The sequence below is a fragment of the Streptomyces sp. NPDC055099 genome (genome assembly GCF_053607685.1).
Window position 1 is genome coordinate 223,407 of the sequence record NZ_JBSGUA010000011.1, and the last position, 17,661, is coordinate 241,067.

At 68.7% G+C, this 17,661-nt stretch carries 19 protein-coding genes and 1 pseudogene; 18 read left to right on the forward strand and 2 right to left on the reverse strand.

The features are described 5' to 3' along the window. The first annotated feature begins 22 nt into the window (after positions 1–22). Together ACWFRU_RS26415 and ACWFRU_RS26420 are read left to right on the forward strand one after the other, a co-directional pair. Positions 23–934, forward strand: coding sequence for a tRNA (adenine-N1)-methyltransferase (locus ACWFRU_RS26415; protein ID WP_249590980.1), 912 nt, complete (start codon positions 23–25; stop codon positions 932–934). Positions 935–1,136: 202 nt separating this feature from the next. Then, entirely contained in the window at positions 1,137–1,724 is a 588-nt protein-coding gene (locus tag ACWFRU_RS26420) for a hypothetical protein (RefSeq protein WP_453690649.1), read from the forward strand. An 87-nt stretch (positions 1,725–1,811) separates the two neighbouring features. Here ACWFRU_RS26420 and ACWFRU_RS26425 read toward each other — a convergent pair whose 3' ends face one another. Further along, on the reverse strand, positions 1,812–2,126 hold the full coding sequence (locus tag ACWFRU_RS26425) for a ferredoxin (protein ID WP_367040204.1): 315 nt from the start codon (positions 2,124–2,126) through the stop codon (positions 1,812–1,814). A gap of 254 nt (positions 2,127–2,380) precedes the next feature. On the opposite strand from ACWFRU_RS26425, the gene arc reads away from it, so the two are divergent. The 6 genes and pseudogenes from arc (at position 2,381) to prcA (ending at position 8,104) form a co-directional block, all read left to right on the forward strand. After that, positions 2,381–4,147, forward strand: coding sequence for a proteasome ATPase (gene arc, locus ACWFRU_RS26430; protein WP_453690650.1), 1,767 nt, complete (start codon positions 2,381–2,383; stop codon positions 4,145–4,147). A 213-nt stretch (positions 4,148–4,360) separates the two neighbouring features. Continuing rightward, positions 4,361–5,872, forward strand: coding sequence for a depupylase/deamidase Dop (gene dop / locus ACWFRU_RS26435; protein WP_365820895.1), 1,512 nt, complete (start codon positions 4,361–4,363; stop codon positions 5,870–5,872). A 124-nt stretch (positions 5,873–5,996) separates the two neighbouring features. Next, on the forward strand, positions 5,997–6,215 hold the full coding sequence (locus ACWFRU_RS26440) for a ubiquitin-like protein Pup (protein ID WP_249590985.1): 219 nt from the start codon (positions 5,997–5,999) through the stop codon (positions 6,213–6,215). 71 nt (positions 6,216–6,286) lie between these two features. Beyond that, positions 6,287–6,482: pseudogene (locus tag ACWFRU_RS26445) on the forward strand (endonuclease VII domain-containing protein); the annotation flags it as partial. Continuing rightward, positions 6,434–7,279, forward strand: a complete 846-nt coding sequence (prcB, locus tag ACWFRU_RS26450) for a proteasome subunit beta (RefSeq protein ID WP_453690651.1) — start codon at positions 6,434–6,436, stop codon at positions 7,277–7,279. The pseudogene ACWFRU_RS26445 and the gene prcB, both read left to right, overlap by 49 nt. Positions 7,280–7,339: 60 nt before the next feature. Beyond that, positions 7,340–8,104 carry a proteasome subunit alpha gene (gene prcA, locus ACWFRU_RS26455; RefSeq protein WP_453690652.1) on the forward strand — a complete coding sequence of 255 codons (765 nt, stop codon included), beginning with the start codon at positions 7,340–7,342 and terminating at the stop codon, positions 8,102–8,104. A gap of 65 nt (positions 8,105–8,169) precedes the next feature. Here prcA and ACWFRU_RS26460 read toward each other — a convergent pair whose 3' ends face one another. Continuing rightward, complete coding sequence (locus ACWFRU_RS26460) at positions 8,170–9,258, reverse strand: LacI family DNA-binding transcriptional regulator (protein ID WP_453690653.1); 1,089 nt, start codon at positions 9,256–9,258, stop codon at positions 8,170–8,172. Positions 9,259–9,326: 68 nt separating this feature from the next. Between ACWFRU_RS26460 and ACWFRU_RS26465 the strand changes: the two genes are divergently transcribed. The 10 genes from ACWFRU_RS26465 (at position 9,327) to tatC (ending at position 17,647) form a co-directional block, all read left to right on the forward strand. Further along, positions 9,327–10,586 carry an MFS transporter gene (locus tag ACWFRU_RS26465; protein WP_453690654.1) on the forward strand — a complete coding sequence of 420 codons (1,260 nt, stop codon included), beginning with the start codon at positions 9,327–9,329 and terminating at the stop codon, positions 10,584–10,586. 9 nt (positions 10,587–10,595) lie between these two features. After that, a complete protein-coding gene (pafA, locus tag ACWFRU_RS26470; RefSeq protein WP_135334215.1) occupies positions 10,596–11,957 on the forward strand; it encodes a Pup--protein ligase in 1,362 nt (453 codons plus the stop codon). Positions 11,958–12,087: 130 nt separating this feature from the next. Continuing rightward, the gene (locus ACWFRU_RS26475) at positions 12,088–13,089 is read left to right on the forward strand and encodes an FKBP-type peptidyl-prolyl cis-trans isomerase (protein ID WP_453690736.1); all 1,002 of its coding nucleotides are present in this window, start codon (positions 12,088–12,090) and stop codon (positions 13,087–13,089) included. Between the two features lie 44 nt (positions 13,090–13,133). Then, a complete protein-coding gene (locus ACWFRU_RS26480; RefSeq protein ID WP_363210887.1) occupies positions 13,134–13,508 on the forward strand; it encodes an FKBP-type peptidyl-prolyl cis-trans isomerase in 375 nt (124 codons plus the stop codon). Between the two features lie 147 nt (positions 13,509–13,655). Continuing rightward, positions 13,656–14,609, forward strand: coding sequence for a helix-turn-helix transcriptional regulator (locus ACWFRU_RS26485; protein ID WP_453690655.1), 954 nt, complete (start codon positions 13,656–13,658; stop codon positions 14,607–14,609). A 17-nt stretch (positions 14,610–14,626) separates the two neighbouring features. Next, positions 14,627–15,625, forward strand: coding sequence for a helix-turn-helix transcriptional regulator (locus tag ACWFRU_RS26490; protein WP_453690656.1), 999 nt, complete (start codon positions 14,627–14,629; stop codon positions 15,623–15,625). Positions 15,626–15,636: 11 nt separating this feature from the next. After that, positions 15,637–15,888, forward strand: coding sequence for a hypothetical protein (locus tag ACWFRU_RS26495; protein WP_160510146.1), 252 nt, complete (start codon positions 15,637–15,639; stop codon positions 15,886–15,888). Between the two features lie 9 nt (positions 15,889–15,897). Then, complete coding sequence (locus ACWFRU_RS26500; protein ID WP_363312693.1) at positions 15,898–16,095, forward strand: hypothetical protein; 198 nt, start codon at positions 15,898–15,900, stop codon at positions 16,093–16,095. A gap of 248 nt (positions 16,096–16,343) precedes the next feature. Further along, positions 16,344–16,637: a Sec-independent protein translocase subunit TatA gene (gene tatA / locus ACWFRU_RS26505; protein WP_160503964.1), complete on the forward strand. Its 294-nt coding sequence runs from the start codon at positions 16,344–16,346 to the stop codon at positions 16,635–16,637. A 47-nt stretch (positions 16,638–16,684) separates the two neighbouring features. Continuing rightward, the gene (tatC, locus tag ACWFRU_RS26510; RefSeq protein ID WP_453690657.1) at positions 16,685–17,647 is read left to right on the forward strand and encodes a twin-arginine translocase subunit TatC; all 963 of its coding nucleotides are present in this window, start codon (positions 16,685–16,687) and stop codon (positions 17,645–17,647) included. Positions 17,648–17,661: the final 14 nt, after the last annotated feature.

Sequence of the window (17,661 nt, forward strand, 5' to 3'; positions counted from 1 at the left end):
AACGGCCCGGTAGGCTGGTCACATGTCCGAACCGACCGGTGCCGCCCGCCGACGCGGGCCCTTCAAGGTCGGGGACCAGGTTCAGCTGACCGACCCCAAGGGCCGCCACTACACGTTCACGCTCGAGGCCGGGAAGAACTTCCACACCCACAAGGGTTCCTTCCCCCACGACGAGCTGATCGGCGCTCCCGAGGGCAGCGTTGTCCGCACCACGGGGAACGTCGCCTACCTCGCGCTGCGCCCCCTGCTCCCCGACTATGTCCTGTCCATGCCCCGCGGCGCCGCCGTGGTCTACCCCAAGGACGCGGGGCAGATCCTGGCCTTCGCCGACATCTTCCCCGGCGCGCGCGTCGTCGAGGCGGGCGTGGGCTCCGGCTCGCTCAGCAGCTTCCTCCTGCGCGCCATCGGCGACGAGGGAATGCTGCACTCGTACGAGCGCCGCGAGGACTTCGCCGAGATCGCCCAGCAGAACGTGGAGCGCTACTTCGGCGCCCCGCACCCCGCCTGGCAGCTCACCGTCGGCGACCTCCAGGACAACCTGAGCGACACGGACGTCGACCGCGTCATCCTCGACATGCTCGCCCCCTGGGAGTGCCTGGACGTCGTCTCCAAGGCGCTCGTCCCCGGCGGCATCCTCTGCTGCTACGTCGCGACCACCACCCAGCTCGCACGGACCGTCGAGTCCATCCGCGAGATCGGCGGCTTCAACGAGCCGACCGCCTGGGAGTCGATGATCCGCAACTGGCACGTCGAGGGCCTGGCCGTCCGCCCCGATCACCGCATGATCGGCCACACCGGCTTCCTGCTCACCGCCCGCCGTCTCGCGGACGGCGTCGAGCCGCCCATGCGCCGCCGCCGCCCCTCCAAGGGCGCCTACGGCGACGACTACACCGGCCCGAACGCCGACGGCGGCACACCCCGCGCGGAGCGCTGACCGCCCCGCCGCCGCAGGCACGCGCGTACCACCGCTGAACGCACAGGCGCCGCCGCCGAGTTCCTTCCGAAGACCGGGGAACTCGGCGGCGGCGCCTTTCCGTTCCGGAACACGCCGACCCCGGTGTTCCGCCGCACTGTGAGGTATGGCACGATGCTGGCCACCTCCCCCACCGGCACAGCCCTCACAGGAGACACTCCTAGTGCAGCACCCCGCCGTCCCGGAACTGGCACACAACACCACCCGCCCCATCCACTGGCTGGCCACCGCGGCCGCGCTCGCCGCCGTCATCGCCGGCTCGTCGTTCCTGCAGCCCGACCCCGCGACCGCCGCCCAGCCGAGCTCCGAGCCGTCCGGCAAGACCGCCGCGGCCCCCGCGCCGCCCGCGACCGCACCGGATCCGGCCACCGTCACGTTCCCCCTCGCCTGCGGCAAGGTGAAACCCGTGGTCAAGAAGAAGGCCTCCGGAGACCTCGACGGGGACGGCAGGCCCGAGACCGTCGCCGTGGTGCACTGCGCCGCCGGCTCGGGCACACCCCCCGACGGCGTGTACGTCATCACCCGCCCCACGCAGGGCAAGCCCCGCGTCGTCGCCACCCTCGTCGACCCGAAGGACCGCCAGAACGTCAGCGACTTCGCCGTGCGTGACGGTGTGATCACCGCGACACTCCTCGGCTACTCCGCGCCGAACGTGCCCAGCTGCTGCCCCGACATCGAGGACGCGGCCAAGTGGCAATGGAAAGACGGCACGTTCGAGCGGTCCACGCCGGCCGAGGCGCACACCGTGTGACGGTTCACGCCGAACAAGGGCCTGTGCCCGCCGTCCAGCGGCGGGCACAGGCCCTTGTCCATGCGTCAGTTCGCGCGGTCGGCGGCCTCAGGCCGCGTCGGGGCCGTAGACCTCGACCCTGTCCGAAACGCGGCGCACGTGAATGCAGTCGCCCGGGCACTCCTTCGCCGAGTCGACCACGTCACGCAGAAGCGGCAACGGAACGGGCGTTGTGGCGCCCGGAGCCTGCAACAGCTCGTCGTCGCCGCTCTTCACATAGGCCAGTCCGTCGATGTCCAGCTCGAAGACCTCAGGCGCGTACTGCGCACAGATGCCGTCGCCGGTGCAGAGGTCCTGGTCGATCCAGACCTCCAGTGGATCACGGCTCTCGGAGCCGGTACCGGCCTTGTCTCCCACGGTCATCTCTCCTGCCGGTCGTCACGCCGAGTGAGCCGACTTTGCAGCAAGTCGGGCCAGCCCTGACGGGTGTTGAACGCTTCGACGATACAACCGCCCGCTTTCCGATGTTGTTGGGTGGGTAATGACCTGACGTGAGGGAGAGCGCAAGGGTGAAGATCGGACACACCTCTACCGTCTTTGTGATCTAGGGGTTTCAATCGACACCCACCCAGGTAGGGTCTGGAAGCGTCCAGCTCCCCTTGGAGGAGGTGAGGACCGTGGCAGCCCACGACGACGACATCAACCGCGGCATCCGGCCGGGGCGAGGGTCTGAGGACCCCGCCGGTCAGGTTGCCTATCTCGAGCAGGAAATCGCCGTCCTGCGACGCAAGCTCGCCGACTCTCCGCGTCATACGAGGATTCTCGAAGAGCGGATCGTCGAGCTGCAGACCAATCTGGCGGGCGTGTCCGCACAGAACGAGCGGCTCGCCAACACGCTCCGTGAGGCCCGCGACCAGATCGTGGCCCTCAAGGAAGAGGTCGACCGGCTCGCGCAGCCGCCGGCCGGCTTCGGAGTCTTCCTCGTGGCGAACGAGGACGGCACGGCGGACATCTTCACCGGGGGCCGCAAGCTCCGGGTGAACGTCAGCCCCGGCGTGGAGCTCGAAGAGCTCAGGCGTGGCCAGGAAGTAATGCTCAACGAAGCGCTCAACGTGGTCGAGGCCATGGAGTACGAGAGCGTGGGAGACATCGTCACCCTCAAGGAGATCCTCGAGGACGGCGAGCGCGCCCTGGTGGTCGGGCACACCGACGAGGAGCGGGTGGTCCGGCTCGCCGAACCACTCCTCGACGTCACCATCCGCCCCGGTGACGCACTCCTGCTCGAACCCCGCTCCGGCTACGTCTACGAAGTGGTTCCCAAGAGCGAGGTCGAAGAGCTCGTCCTCGAAGAGGTACCGGACATCGGCTACGAGCAGATCGGCGGCCTGGGCAACCAGATCGAGCTGATCCGCGACGCGGTCGAACTGCCCTACCTCTACCCGGACCTCTTCAGGGAGCACGAACTGCGGCCGCCCAAGGGCGTCCTGCTGTACGGGCCCCCCGGCTGCGGCAAGACGCTCATCGCGAAGGCCGTCGCCAACTCCCTTGCCAAGAAGGTCGCCGAGGTGACCGGACAGGCGTCGGGGAAGAGCTACTTCCTCAACATCAAGGGTCCCGAGCTCCTCAACAAGTACGTCGGCGAGACCGAGCGTCACATCCGCCTGGTCTTCCAGCGTGCGAGGGAGAAGGCGAGCGAGGGCACCCCCGTCATCGTCTTCTTCGACGAGATGGAATCCCTCTTCCGCACCCGCGGATCCGGTGTCAGCTCGGACGTGGAGAACACCATCGTCCCCCAGCTGCTCGCCGAGATCGACGGCGTGGAAGGCCTGGAGAACGTCATCGTCATCGGTGCCTCCAACCGTGAGGACATGATCGACCCGGCGATCCTGCGCCCCGGACGACTCGACGTGAAGATCAAGATCGAGCGCCCGGACGCCCAGGCGGCCAAGGACATCTTCGCCAAGTACCTCACCGAGCGGCTCCCGCTGCACGCGGACGACCTCGCCGAACACGGCGCCGACCGGCGCACCACCGTGGACGGCATGATCCAGTCCGTCGTGGAGCAGATGTACGCGGAATCCGAGGAGAACCGCTTCCTCGAGGTGACGTACGCCAACGGCGACAAGGAAGTCCTGTACTTCAAGGACTTCAACTCCGGCGCCATGATCGAGAACATCGTCGGCCGCGCCAAGAAGATGGCCATCAAGGCCTTCCTCGACGCCAACCAGAAGGGCATCAGGGTCTCCCACCTCCTGCAGGCTTGCATCGACGAGTTCAAGGAGAACGAGGACCTGCCCAACACCACCAACCCGGACGACTGGGCCCGCATCTCCGGCAAGAAGGGCGAACGGATCGTCTACATCCGTACGCTCGTCACCGGAAAGCAGGGCGCGGACACCGGACGCTCCATCGACACGGTGGCCAACACCGGTCAGTACCTGTAGAAGACAGGACGGCTGCGGGTGTCCTTCGTGGGTACCCGCAGCCGTCTGTTTTTCAATGAAGGCAATGATCTCCCCACCAGCGCAAAGGCGCTCTAGGCTCTTCGGTACCGCCGAGTCGCGCAGTGCGGGGACGGGCACCGCACACGCACCGGAGAACCAGCGGTACTTGAGCGCCGTTCCCGGAGGGGAGCGCCGCCGGGCAAGGAGGGCCGCATGACCGTACGGCGAGTAATGGGCATCGAGACGGAGTACGGCATCTCCGTCCCCGGCCACCCGAACGCCAATGCCATGCTCACCTCGTCCCAGATCGTCAACGCCTACGCCGCGGCGATGCACCGGGCGCGACGCGCCCGCTGGGACTTCGAGGAGGAGAACCCCCTGCGGGACGCGCGGGGCTTTGACCTCGCCCGTGAGACCGCCGACGCCAGTCAGCTCACCGATGAGGACATCGGCCTCGCCAACGTGATCCTCACCAACGGGGCGCGCCTCTACGTGGACCACGCGCACCCCGAGTACAGCTCACCCGAGGTCACCAACCCCTGGGACGCCGTCCTGTGGGACAAGGCCGGCGAGCGCATCATGGCGGAGGCGGCCGAACGCGCCGCGCAGCTGCCGGGGGCCCAGCCGATCCACCTCTACAAGAACAACACCGACAACAAGGGCGCCTCCTACGGCACGCACGAGAACTACCTGATGAAGCGGGAGACCCCCTTCTCGGACATCGTGCGCCACCTGACGCCGTTCTTCGTGTCCCGGCAGGTCGTCACCGGCGCGGGACGCGTCGGCATCGGCCAGGACGGCCACGAGCACGGCTTCCAGCTCAGCCAGCGCTCGGACTACTTCGAGGTCGAGGTGGGCCTGGAGACCACCCTCAAGCGGCCCATCATCAACACCCGGGACGAGCCGCACTCGGACGCCGAGAAGTACCGCCGCCTGCACGTCATCATCGGCGACGCGAACCTCTCCGAGATCTCGACGTATCTGAAACTGGGCACGACATCGCTGGTCCTCGCCATGATCGAGGACGGCTTCATCGCGGTGGACCTCGCCGTCGACCAGCCCGTGCGCACCCTGCACCAGGTCTCCCACGATCCGACGCTCCAGCGCCTGATCACACTCCGTAGCGGCCGGACACTCACCGCTGTCCAGCTCCAGATGGAGTACTTCGAGCTGGCCCGCAAGTACGTGGAGGAGCGGTACGGCTCCGACGCGGACGAACAGACCAAGGACGTGCTGACCCGCTGGGAAGACGTCCTGGGCCGCCTGGAGAGCGATCCGATGAGCCTCTCCGGAGAGCTCGACTGGGTCGCCAAGCGAGAACTCATGGAGGGCTACCGCCGCCGTGACAGCCTCGACTGGGACGCGGCACGACTGCACCTGGTCGACCTCCAGTACGCGGACGTACGGCCCGACAAGGGCCTCTACAACCGCCTGGTGGCACGCGGCAAGATGAAGCGCCTCCTGGAGGAGCCACAGGTCGAGCGCGCCCAGGCCAAGCCTCCGGAGGACACACGCGCGTACTTCCGCGGCCGCTGCCTCGAGCAGTACGCGGACGACGTGGCCGCGGCCTCGTGGGATTCGGTCATCTTCGACCTGCCGGGGCGCGACTCCCTCCAGCGTGTGCCCACACTGGAGCCGCTGCGCGGCACGCGGAACCACGTCAAGGAGCTCCTTGACCGCTGCCGCACGGCGGAGGATCTGGTCCGGGTGCTCTCCGGAGGCTGAAAGACCCGGCGTGTGGGAATCATCGAGGTGGTCCCCGGACGTTGCAGTAACTACGGGGCCGATGTCAGACCTGGCTTATAGGGTCTGATCAAGTACATCGCACCTAACGAGCGGGGTGAGGTAGATGGCGACCAAGGACACCGGCGGCGGACAGCAGAAGGCGACGCGTTCCACCGAGGAGGTCGAGGAGCAGACAGAGGAAGCGCAGGGCTCCGAAGACCTCAAGGAGCGCCAGGAGAAGCTGAGCGATGACGTGGATTCCGTCCTGGACGAGATCGACGACGTCCTCGAGGAGAATGCCGAGGACTTCGTTCGTTCGTTCGTACAAAAGGGCGGACAGTAGGGCACGGCGGACACGGCGCGGGGAGTGCGTGGCGCGGTACCGGGCCACGCACCTCAACGTCCTGGACCGCACATGTGGATCACCGCCGCGAGGCGGGTAGGGTCCGTGACGAACAGCCCTTCAGACGTAATTCGCTTCAACTGCAAATCGGCCACCGGCGAGTTGGGACACGCTCCCGGCGCACAGCGCCCGGCCGTCACTTACCTGGAAGGAAACGCGTGGAAGCCAACACTCGTAGCACCGGGCGTCTACCAGCTGCCTTCCTGACGCCTGGTTCTTCGTCCTTCATGGACTTTCTGTCCGAGCATCAGCCGGAGATCCTGCCGGGCAACCGGCAGTTGCCGCCCACGCAGGGTGTCGTCGAGGCGCCGCACGGCACGACGATCGTGGCGACGACGTTCCCCGGTGGCGTGGTGCTCGCCGGTGACCGGCGGGCGACCATGGGCAACGTGATCGCGCAGCGCGACATCGAGAAGGTCTTCCCGGCTGACGAGTACTCAGCGGTCGGCATCGCCGGCACCGCCGGTCTCGCCGTGGAGATGGTGAAGCTCTTCCAGCTGGAGCTCGAACACTTCGAGAAGGTCGAGGGCGCCACGCTTTCCCTGGAGGGCAAGGCGAACCGTCTCTCCACGATGATCCGGTCGAATCTGGGAATGGCCATGCAGGGCCTGGCCGTCGTCCCGCTCTTCGCGGGGTATGACGTGGACCGCGAGAAGGGGCGCATCTTCTCGTACGACGTCACGGGCGGCCGTTCCGAGGAGCACGGCTTCGCGGCCACCGGCTCCGGTTCGGTCTTCGCGCGTGGAGCGATGAAGAAGCTCTACCGCAAGGATCTGACGGAGCAGGAGGCGACGACGCTCGTCGTGCAGGCGTTGTACGACGCGGCGGACGACGACTCGGCGACAGGCGGCCCTGATGTCGCCCGCCGGATCTACCCGATCGTCACCGTGATCTCCGAAGAGGGCTTCCGGAGGCTGGCGGAGGAGGAGTCCTCCGAGATCGCCCGCTCGATCCTGGAGCGGCGTCTTGAGCAGCCCGACGGCCCGCGGGCCTCGCTGCTCTGATCGATCCGTATTCGCCACTGACTTCAGTTTCAGTCACTGACAGAAAGGGACGGATAGCCGGTGTCGACGCCGTTCTATGTCTCACCCCAGCAGGCCATGGCCGACCGGGCGGAATACGCCCGCAAGGGCATCGCCCGCGGTCGCAGCCTTGTCGTGCTGCAGTTCGCCGATGGCATCGTGTTCGTCGGCGAGAACCCGTCCCGTGCGCTGCACAAGTTCAGCGAGATCTATGACCGGATCGGCTTCGCGGCCGCCGGCAAGTACAACGAGTACGAGAATCTGCGGATCGGCGGCGTGCGGTACGCCGATCTCCGTGGGTACACGTACGACCGTGACGATGTGACGGCCCGTGGGCTCGCGAACGTCTATGCCCAGACGCTGGGCACGATCTTCTCGAGCAACGCGGAGAAGCCGTACGAGGTCGAGTTGGTCGTCGCCGAGGTGGGCGCCACGCCGGACGGCGACCAGATCTACCGGCTGCCGCACGACGGTTCGATCGTGGACGAGCACGGCTCGGTCGCGGTCGGCGGCAACGCCGAACAGATCAGCACGTATCTCGATCAGCGCCATCGTGACGGGATGACGCTGGCGGAGGCACTGAAGCTGGCCGTGCAGTCGCTGTCCCGCGACACGAACGGCAGCGAGCGGGAGATCCCCGCGGAGCGCCTGGAGGTGGCGGTCCTCGACCGTACGCGGCCGCAGCAGCGCAAGTTCAAGCGGATCGTCGGGCGTCAGCTCGCGCGGCTGCTCGAAGGGGGCGCGTCGGCCCCCACGGATGCCGCGTCCGACAACGAAGAGCCGGACGCCGACTCCGACGACGAGTAGGCGAGCCTGCTTCTCGTGTGCCCCGTGTGCCGGCCCTGTGGCCGGGACGCGGGGCACACGCATGTCTAGCGGGCGGCGGGTGCGGTCGAGCCGCGGACCACCAGTTCGACGGGGAGGGTGTCGGTCCGGGGCGTGCGGCCGTCGAGGACGGCGAGCAGGGAGGTCATGCCGCGTTCGCCGAACTGCTCCGCCGGGAGCCGCACGGTGGTGAGTTCGGGTTCCACGGCGGTCGCCAGCGTGAGGTCGTCGAAGCCGGTCACCGAGAGGTCCTCGGGCACGCGCAGGCCGTGGCGGCGGGCCGCCTTGCAGGCGCCCGCGGCGAGGATGTCGTCGTCGCAGACGAGCGCCGTGGGGCGGGGCCCCGGCGCCGCCAGGGCGGCTTCAGCGGCCGCGCGGGCGTCCTCGACGGTGAGGAGTGCCCGGACGGTGCGTACGGCCGCGTCGGTGCCGCTGAGCGCCGTGGCGAGGGCCTCGGAGCGTACGTCGAAGGTCCAGGAGTCGACGCCCGCGGCGAGGTGCAGGAAGTCGCGGTGGCCGAGGGCGAGGAGATGCTCGGTCACCCGGCGCATGCCGTCGCCGATGTCGAGGTTGACGGTGGCGGCGCCGAGGCTGTCGGCCGGGTCGCTGTCGAGCATGACCAGGGGGAGCGCGTCGCCCTGGATGGTGGCGAGCGCGTCGGAGGCCATGGAGGACGCGAGGATGCCGTCGAGGGCGGCGCGGCTGGAGCCGAAGGGGTCGCGGGCGGGGCCGATGCCTTCGGGGGAGGGGTAGAGGACGACTCCGAAGCCGTGTTCGGCGGCGACGCGGGCGGCTCCGGTGTAGACGCGGGCGAAGAACTCGTTGGTGAGGGCGGGGACGACGAGGAGCGCGGTCCTGGTGCGGCCGAGGCGGAGGTTGCGGGCGGCGAGGTTGGGGCGGTAGCCCAGTTCGAGGGCGGTGGCCCGGACGCGTTCGGCGGTCCGCTCGGCGACGCGGCCGCGCCACTTCTCGCCGAACACGAGGGAGACGGTGGCCTGGGAGACCCCGGCGGCGCGTGCGACGTCGCGGCTCGTGGGGCGTGGCCCCGCGGCCTCCTGCTCTGGCCCGGCCACTACTGGTACCTCCCAGGTCGGTGCCGCGGGGGAGATCGGGATGGACCCGCGGTGAGCGCTCATGGTACGTATGACGCTCGACGTTATACGTAAAACCTCTGCGCGTCGGCGCAGCGGGAGGGGCGGGACGCATGGCTGCCGGATACGCGGAGATCCTTCGGACGAGATACGCCGGGCGGCTGCTCGCGGGCACCCTGGTGGGCCGGCTGCCGAACGCGACGGCCGCGATCGCCATCGTGCTGTTCATCCGCGCCGAGGGCGGGACCTACAGCCTGGCCGGCGCCCTCGCCGCGGTGTACGGCGTGGCCAACGCGGTGGGCCAGCCGCTGCTCGGCCGCCTGGTGGACCTGTACGGGCAGCCGTGGATCCAGCTTCCCTCCGCGGTCGTCTCGGCCCTCGGCATGGCGGCCTTCGCCTTCACCGGGCCCGATTCGCTTGGCCTCGCGTATGTCGCGGTGGGCGTGGCGGGCCTCTTCACGCCGCCCCTCGAAGGCGGCCTGCGCGCGCTGTGGCCCAGCGTCCTCGGCAAGGAGGAGCAGGTGCACAGGGCGTACGCCATGGACGCCATCGCGCAGGAAGTCATGTTCACCGTCGGGCCGTTGCTCGTCACGGCCTGCGTCGCGCTCTGGTCGGAGCAGGCCGCGCTGCTGGTGGTGAACGTCATCGGCGTTCTTGGTGCCCTCTCCGTGGTGATGTCGCAGCCCTCGCGCGCGTGGCGCTCGGCGCCCCGTGAGGCGCACTGGCTCGGCGCGCTGCGCTCACCCGGACTCATCGCGCTGCTCGGCGCTTTCCTCTTCATCGGCATGGCGCTCGGCTCCATCACGGTCGCGGGGGTGTCGTACGCGGACGAGCACGGCGGTGACGCGGTGTACGGCTGGATGATGGCGGCGCTCGGGCTCGGCGCCCTGGTCGGCGGTTCCGTGTACGGGGCGCGGCAGTGGGCCGGCGTACCGGAGCGGCGGCTGACCGTCCTGGTGGCCCTGCTCGCCCTCTGCTACTGGCCGTTGACGCTCACGCCCGGCGCGGTCGCCATGACGGGTCTCACGGCCGTCGCCGGAGTCTTCCTCGCGCCGGCGCTCGCGTGCGCGTTCATCATCGTGGACCGGCACGCGCCGCGGGGCACCGTCACCGAGGCGTTCTCATGGCTCGTGACCACGTTCACGGTCGGCGCGTCGCTCGGCACGGCGGTGGCGGGGCCGGTCGTGGAGTGGGGCGGGACGGTGTGGGGCTTCGCCGTTCCGGGGGGCGCGGGCGTCGCCGCGCTGCTTGTCCTGCTGGCCACGGCGCGGGTGCTCGTACTGCCCGCTGATTCGGCGGTCGTTGCGGGTTCATCGGAAAATGATCGAAACGGTGCCGTCGAACCCGGTTTCAGGGCAGGGCATCAGGCGTAATGTTCAGTCATGGACCGCCGCATTTTCGGGCTGGAGAATGAGTACGGCGTCACGTGCACGTTTAGGGGACAGCGCCGTCTGTCTCCTGACGAGGTGGCGCGCTACCTCTTCCGCCGTGTTGTCTCATGGGGCCGCAGCAGCAACGTCTTTCTGCGGAACGGCGCCCGCCTCTATCTTGACGTCGGGTCACATCCGGAATACGCAACACCGGAATGTGACAACGTGACCGAGCTGGTCACGCACGACAAGGCGGGCGAGCGCATTCTGGAAGGCCTGCTCGTCGACGCCGAACGCCGCCTGCACGAGGAGGGAATCGCGGGCGACGTCTATCTCTTCAAGAACAACACCGACTCGGCGGGAAACTCCTACGGCTGCCACGAGAACTATCTGGTGGCCCGGCACGGGGAGTTCTCGCGGCTCGCGGACATCCTCATTCCCTTCCTCGTCACGCGACAGCTGCTCTGCGGCGCGGGCAAGGTGCTGCAGACTCCACGCGGCGCCGTGTACTGCGTCAGCCAGCGTGCCGAGCACATCTGGGAAGGGGTCTCCTCCGCGACCACCCGCTCCCGGCCGATCATCAACACCCGCGACGAACCGCACGCGGACGCCGAGCGCTACCGCAGGCTGCACGTCATCGTCGGTGACTCGAACATGTCCGAGACGACCATGCTCCTGAAGGTCGGCGCCACCGACCTCGTGCTGCGCATGATCGAAGCGGGCACGGTGATGCGCGACCTGACCCTGGAGAACCCGATCCGGGCGATCCGCGAGGTCAGCCACGACATCACGGGCCGCCGCAAGGTGCGTCTGGCCAGCGGCCGCGAGGCCTCCGCCCTCGAGGTCCAGCGCGAGTACTACGAGAAGGCCGTGGACTTCGTGGAGCGCCGCGGCATCCGCACGGGCACGGTCGAGCAGGTCCTCGAACTGTGGGGCCGCACGCTCGACGCGATCGAGGCCGAGGACCTCGACCGCATCGGCACCGAGATCGACTGGGTCATGAAGTACAAGCTCATCGAGCGGTACCGAGCGAAGAACAACATGACCATGTCGCATCCGCGGGTCGCGCAGATAGACCTCGCGTATCACGACATCCACCGCCGTCGCGGGCTGTACTACCTCCTGGAGAGGAAGGGGCAAGCCGCCCGCATCTGCAATGACTTGAAGATCTTCGAGGGCAAGTCGGTGCCGCCGCAGACCACCCGCGCGCGGCTGCGCGGCGACTTCATCCGCAGGGCCCAGGAGCAGCGCCGCGACTTCACGGTCGACTGGGTGCACCTGAAGCTCAACGACCAGGCACAGCGCACGGTGTTGTGCAAGGACCCCTTCCGGTCGGTGGACGACCGGGTGGAGAAACTGATCGCCGGGATGTAACCCCGGATACAGCAGGTGCGTTGCGGGAACGCAACGCGGGGCGCCGTACGTTCCTCGTACGGCGCCCTTCTCCATGCGTAGAGTTGCGCGCACGCCAACCGACAAGATCGACCGATACGAGGCCCCCACCGTGCGCCGACGCTCACTCCTCCTTGCTGTTCCGGCCGGCCTGCTCACGCTGGCCGGGTGTGGTGACGACAAGAAGGCCGACAAAGCCAAGCCCAGCGACAGCCCAGCCCCTTCCAACTCGACCTCGGCCGCACCGACGGCGAAGATCGTGGACGGGCCCCTGCCCGAGATCACGAAAGGGACGAAGTTCGGCCAGAAGCCGACCATCGCGAAGGGGCCCGGCAAGCCGTCCTCCGACCTCGCGGTCAAGACCCTGGTCGAGGGCAAGGGTGCCGAGGTGAAGAAGGGCGATTACCTCCAGGCCAACTACCTCGGCCAGATCTGGGCCACGGCGAAGGTCTTCGACAACTCGTACGACCGCGGCAACCCCACGGTCTTCCCGATCGGCACCGGTCAGGTCATCCCCGGCTGGGACCAGGCGCTCGTGGGCAAGAAGCTCGACAGCCGCGTGCAGCTCGCGATCCCGCCGAAGATGGGTTACGGCACGGAGGGCAACAAGCAGGCGGGCATCAAGGGCGACGACACGCTGGTCTTCGTCGTCGACCTGGTGGGCACCTTCAGCGCCAAGAGCTCGGCCAAGGGCAAGGAGGTCGCGCAGTCCAACATCGACCTGCCCAAGGTCGGCACGAACACGGACGGCAAGGCCCCCTCGATCGACGTCCCGAAGAAGGACGCCCCGAAGAAGCTCGTCGCGAACTACATCCTCGAGGGCGACGGCGACGAGATCAAGGAGACCGACAGCCTCCTGTGCCAGTACAAGGGCGTGCTGTGGGCCGACGGCAAGGAGTTCGACTCCTCGTACAAGAGGAACGAACTGGCCTCGTTCCAGCTCGCGCAGGTCGTCAAGGGCTGGGCGCAGGGCCTGACCGGCAAGAAGGTCGGCAGTCGCGTCCTGGTCGTCGTCCCCCCGAAGCTCGGGTACGGTGACCAGCCGCCGCAGGGCAGCACCATCAAGAAGGACTCCACGCTGGTCTTCACCGTGGACATCCTCGCGAAGATGTAACACTGTCCCGGCTGGCCATTCGTATCAAAGCAGGAGCAATAGACGTGAGCATCGAGAAGCCCGAGATCGACTTCCCCGAGGGCCCGGTCCCCACCGACCTCCAGATCGTGGACATCTGGGAGGGCGACGGCCCGGAGGCGAAGGCGGGCGCCACCGTCTCCGTCCACTACGTGGGAGTGGCTTTCTCCACCGGTGAAGAGTTCGACGCCTCCTGGAACCGCGGCACGCCGCTCCAGTTCCAGCTCGGCGCCGGTCAGGTCATCGCCGGCTGGGACCAGGGCGTCCAGGGCATGAAGGTCGGCGGTCGCCGCCGCCTGACCATCCCCTCGCACCTCGCGTACGGCGAGCGCGGCGCCGGTGGCGGCCGTATCGCGCCCGGCGAGGCCCTGATCTTCGTCTGCGACCTCGTCGGCGTCTGAGCGACGACCGAGCGATGACTGAGGACAAGGTCTGATCAGACCTGTCCGTCGAGGCCCATGCCGGTTCCGGCATGGGCCTCGGCTTTTCCCACGACACCCCGGGGCGGTACGGTCGGCGGTCGGAAGCACTGTTGAGAAAGGGCGTCGATGGCCATTGCCAAGGCCGAGCGGCTGATGAACCTGGCGCTGTGTCTGCTCGGGACGCGGCGGCCGCTCAGCAAGCGCGAGCTGCGCGAGTCCATCGAGGCCTATCTGGAGGCGGGGTCCGACGACTCCTTCAACCGGATGTTCGAGCGCGACAAGGACGATCTGCGCGAACTCGGCCTGGTCATCGAGACGGTGGAGAATCTCGACGGCGAGGTCGGCTATCTCGCGCGCCGCGACAGCAACCGCCTCCCGCCCATCACCATCGACGCCGAGGAGGCCGCGGCGCTCGGCCTCGCGGCCAAGGTCTGGCAGCAGGCACGCCTCGCCGGAGCCGCCAGCGGCGCCCTGCAGAAGCTGCGCGCCGCGGGCCTCCCCGAGGACGTCGACCCGTACGAGGCACACAGCGCGCTCGAGCCGCGCATCCCCGTGCACGAGGCATCCTTCGAGCCGCTGATGCTCGCCTGCCGCGACCGCCGCCCCGTCGTCTTCGACTACCGCAAGGCCACCGCGGCCCGCCCCGAGCCCCGCCACGTCGAGCCGTGGGCGCTCGAATGCTGGCGCGGCCACTGGTACCTCGCGGGCTGGGACCGTGACCGCGGCGCCGAGCGCGTGTTCCGGCTCTCCCGCATCACCGGGAAGGTCCGCGCCCGCGCGGGCAAGTTCACCGCGGGCGTCCCCGATGTCGTCACGGTGCGCGAGACCGTCGCGGGCTGGGCGGGGGAGAGCGCCGACCGCTCCGCCCTGATCCGGCTGCGGACGGGCGCGGGCTACCCGCTGCGCGCCAAGGCCGCCCGGATACGTGAAGTGGGCGAGGGGTGGGACGAGTTGGAGATTCCGTACGGGCACGGGCTCGACGCCTGGCTGGTGGAGTTCGGGCCCGACGTGGTGGTCCTCGAGCCCGCCGAGCTGCGGGCCGACGTGGTGGACCGGCTGCGCGCCGTGGCCAAGGGCTGAGGGGGACACACCGAATCATGGCCACGAACGCCATCGACCAGACCCGGCGGATGCTCTCGCTGGTGACGTATCTGCGCGAGCGCCCCGGCGCCCACGTCAGCGACGTCGCCCGCGCCTTCGGGATCACCGAGGACGAGCTGATCTCCGACCTGGACGTGCTGCCGCTGTGCGGGACCAGCTTCCGCGGCGGCGACCTCCTGGACATCGACACCGACGGCGACCGCATCTGGTGGCACAACCCGGACGACGTGGCGGCCCCCCTGCGGCTCGCCGCCGACGAGGCCACCGCGCTCCTGGTGGCCGCCCGCGCGGTCTCCACGCTCCCCGGGCTGCGCGAGAGCGACCGGCAGGCGCTGGTGCGCGCCACCGCCAAGCTGGAGACGGCGGCCGGGGAGAACGCGGGCGCCAGCGCGCGGCTCTCGGTGACCTTCGAGTCCGAGGGCGGCGTCTTCGCCGAGGTCGACCGCGCCATCTCCGAGCGGCGCAGGCTCTGGCTGCGCTACTACTCACCGGCGCGCGACGAGCTCACCGAGCGCGAGGTCGACCCGATCCGCCTCTTCGCCGTCGGGCACACGTACATGGAGGCGTGGTGCTACCTCTCCGAGGCGCGCCGCACCTTCCGCCTCGACCGGGTGGCCGAGATCAGGATTCTGGACGAGGCGTCCGCGCCGCCCGAGGTCGAGCTGCGTGACCTCTCCGAAGGGCTCGTGCAGCCGGCCGCGGAGGACCCCGAGGTGGTCGTCGAGGTAGGCCCCGGCGGTCGCTGGGTCGCCGAGTACTACCCCCACGACAGCGCCGAGGAACTCCCCGACGGCGGTCTGCGGATCACGCTGCGCACCCCGGACCCCACCTCGCTGCGCAGGCTCGCGCTGCGGCTCGGCGGGGACGGGCACATCGTCTCCCCGGCGGATCTCGCGGACAGCGCGCGGCAGGCGGCGCGCGAGGCCCTCGCGGCCTATGACGAGCACGACAAACACCCCGGCGGGTCGTACGACAGGCAGGAGCAAGGGCGTTGACCACCAGCCTCATGTCCGAGATTCCCGGAATGTCGAGAATCGCCCCCGTGCTCTTCAAGGCCGCCTGCCCCGACTGCCGCGCCCGCTTCGAACTCTCCGCGGGCGCCCTGCGGTTGGCCATCGGCGCCTCGGCCCGCACCACCTTCTACTCGTTCACCTGCCCGGAGTGCGGCAACGCGGTGCGCAAGCCCGCGGGCGAACGCATCGTCGAACTGCTCACCGGCGGCGGGGTGCGGACACTGCGTCTGCACTCGACCGTCTAGGCTCGGCGCATGTTCTGGGCGATGCTGGCGATTGCCGCGGGGTTCTGTGGCCTCGCCGTGCTCGGCGTACTGGCGATTCGGGTCTTCATCGAGGCGCAGCGCCTCAGCACTCAAGTGACGCAGACCACACAGCGGATCAACCGTGCGGCGGAGGATCTCGAGGCGGCGGCGACCGGTGTGGCCCGGGCGAGCCGAGATGTCCTGTAGGTCCAGAAGATCCTGCGGGTGTCGCGGAGACGCACGTCGACACCGCTGCCTGTCAACTTCCCTTGTCCGGAAGGTACGCTGCTGAAGTAGCCCGGAGTGCGAGGCGCGGGCCGCAACTGGGGGTACGCACAGGGATTGCCCTGCGTTCACCCCCGAGCGTTACGATCGCTGTCAGCACGGTGGCCGGACAGCAGTCCGACCTGTCCGGCAGCCCCGCCCCTGCCGCCTCGGTGAGAAGGTAAAGACGTATGTTTTCCGGAAAGATCGGCGCCCCCGAGATCATTCTCATTCTCGTCGTTGTCATTCTGCTGTTCGGCGCGAAGAAGCTTCCCGACATGGCCCGGTCGCTCGGCAAGTCCGCGCGCATCCTCAAGAGCGAGGCCAAGGCGATGAAGTCGGACGGCAAGAAGGACGAAGCCGCCCCGGCCGACCCGCCCGGTGACCCTTCCGCCGCTCAGCCGCGCACCATCCAGGCCGCGCCCGGCGACGTGTCCAGCTCCCGCCCGGTCACCGAGCCCACCGACAGCACCACTCAGCGCTGATCCAAGGCCGGCGACGGCCGGCCTGCCGCACGAGATGAGGACGTGGGTTGCTCAAGTCTGCCCGCAAGAAGGAACAGGATCCCGAGGGGCGGATGCCGCTTGCGGAGCACCTGCGCGAGCTGCGCAACCGGCTCGCGAAGGCCGTGCTGGCCATCATCGTCGTCGCGATCGTCGCTGCCTTCTTCTACAAGGACATCATCGAGTTCTTCACGAACCCGATCCTGAGCTCCGTAGGGTGCGAGTCGAGCTTCGCCGAGCTGGCGGACAAGGGCGGCGAGGAGACCTGCGCGCGCATCGTGCTGAACGGTCTGATCACGCCGTTCACGCTCGCCCTGAAGATCTCGCTGATGGCCGGCGTGGTGCTCGCTTCGCCGATCTGGCTGTACCAGCTCTGGGCCTTCATCGCGCCCGGTCTGCACAAGAGCGAGAAGAAGTACGCGTACGCGTTCGTGGGCGCGGGCTTCCCGCTGTTCATGGGCGGCGCGTTCTTCGCGTACAAGACGCTGCCGACGATGGCGCGCGTGCTGCTTGAGTTCTCGCCCGGGGGCGTCGACAACCAGCTGCCGCTCGATGAGCTGATCGACCTGGTCACGCGCATGGTGGTCGTCTTCGGTCTCTCCTTCGAGCTGCCGCTGCTTCTGGTGATGCTCAACCTCACCGGAGTCATCACGGGCAAGCGCATGCTCGGCTGGTGGCGCGGCATGATCATGGGCATCACGGTCTTCGCGGCCGTGGCGACGCCCAGCACGGACCCGCTGACCATGATGGCCCTCGCCGGACCGATCTGGGTCCTCTACTTCGCGGCCACCGCCTTCTCGCTCCTGAACGACCGGCGCAAGGCCAGGATCGAAGCGGCGAAGCCCGCGGACGACGAAGCGTCCGAGCTGGACCTCACGCCCGAGGACGTCGGCGAGATCGAGCCTGTCTCCGCGCACCGGGCGCTGCCCGAGCAGGCGAGCGGCGACGGAGCGAAGCGAGACCGGGTAAACGGTTTCGACGACGTGACGTGACCTTGTAAGGTCCT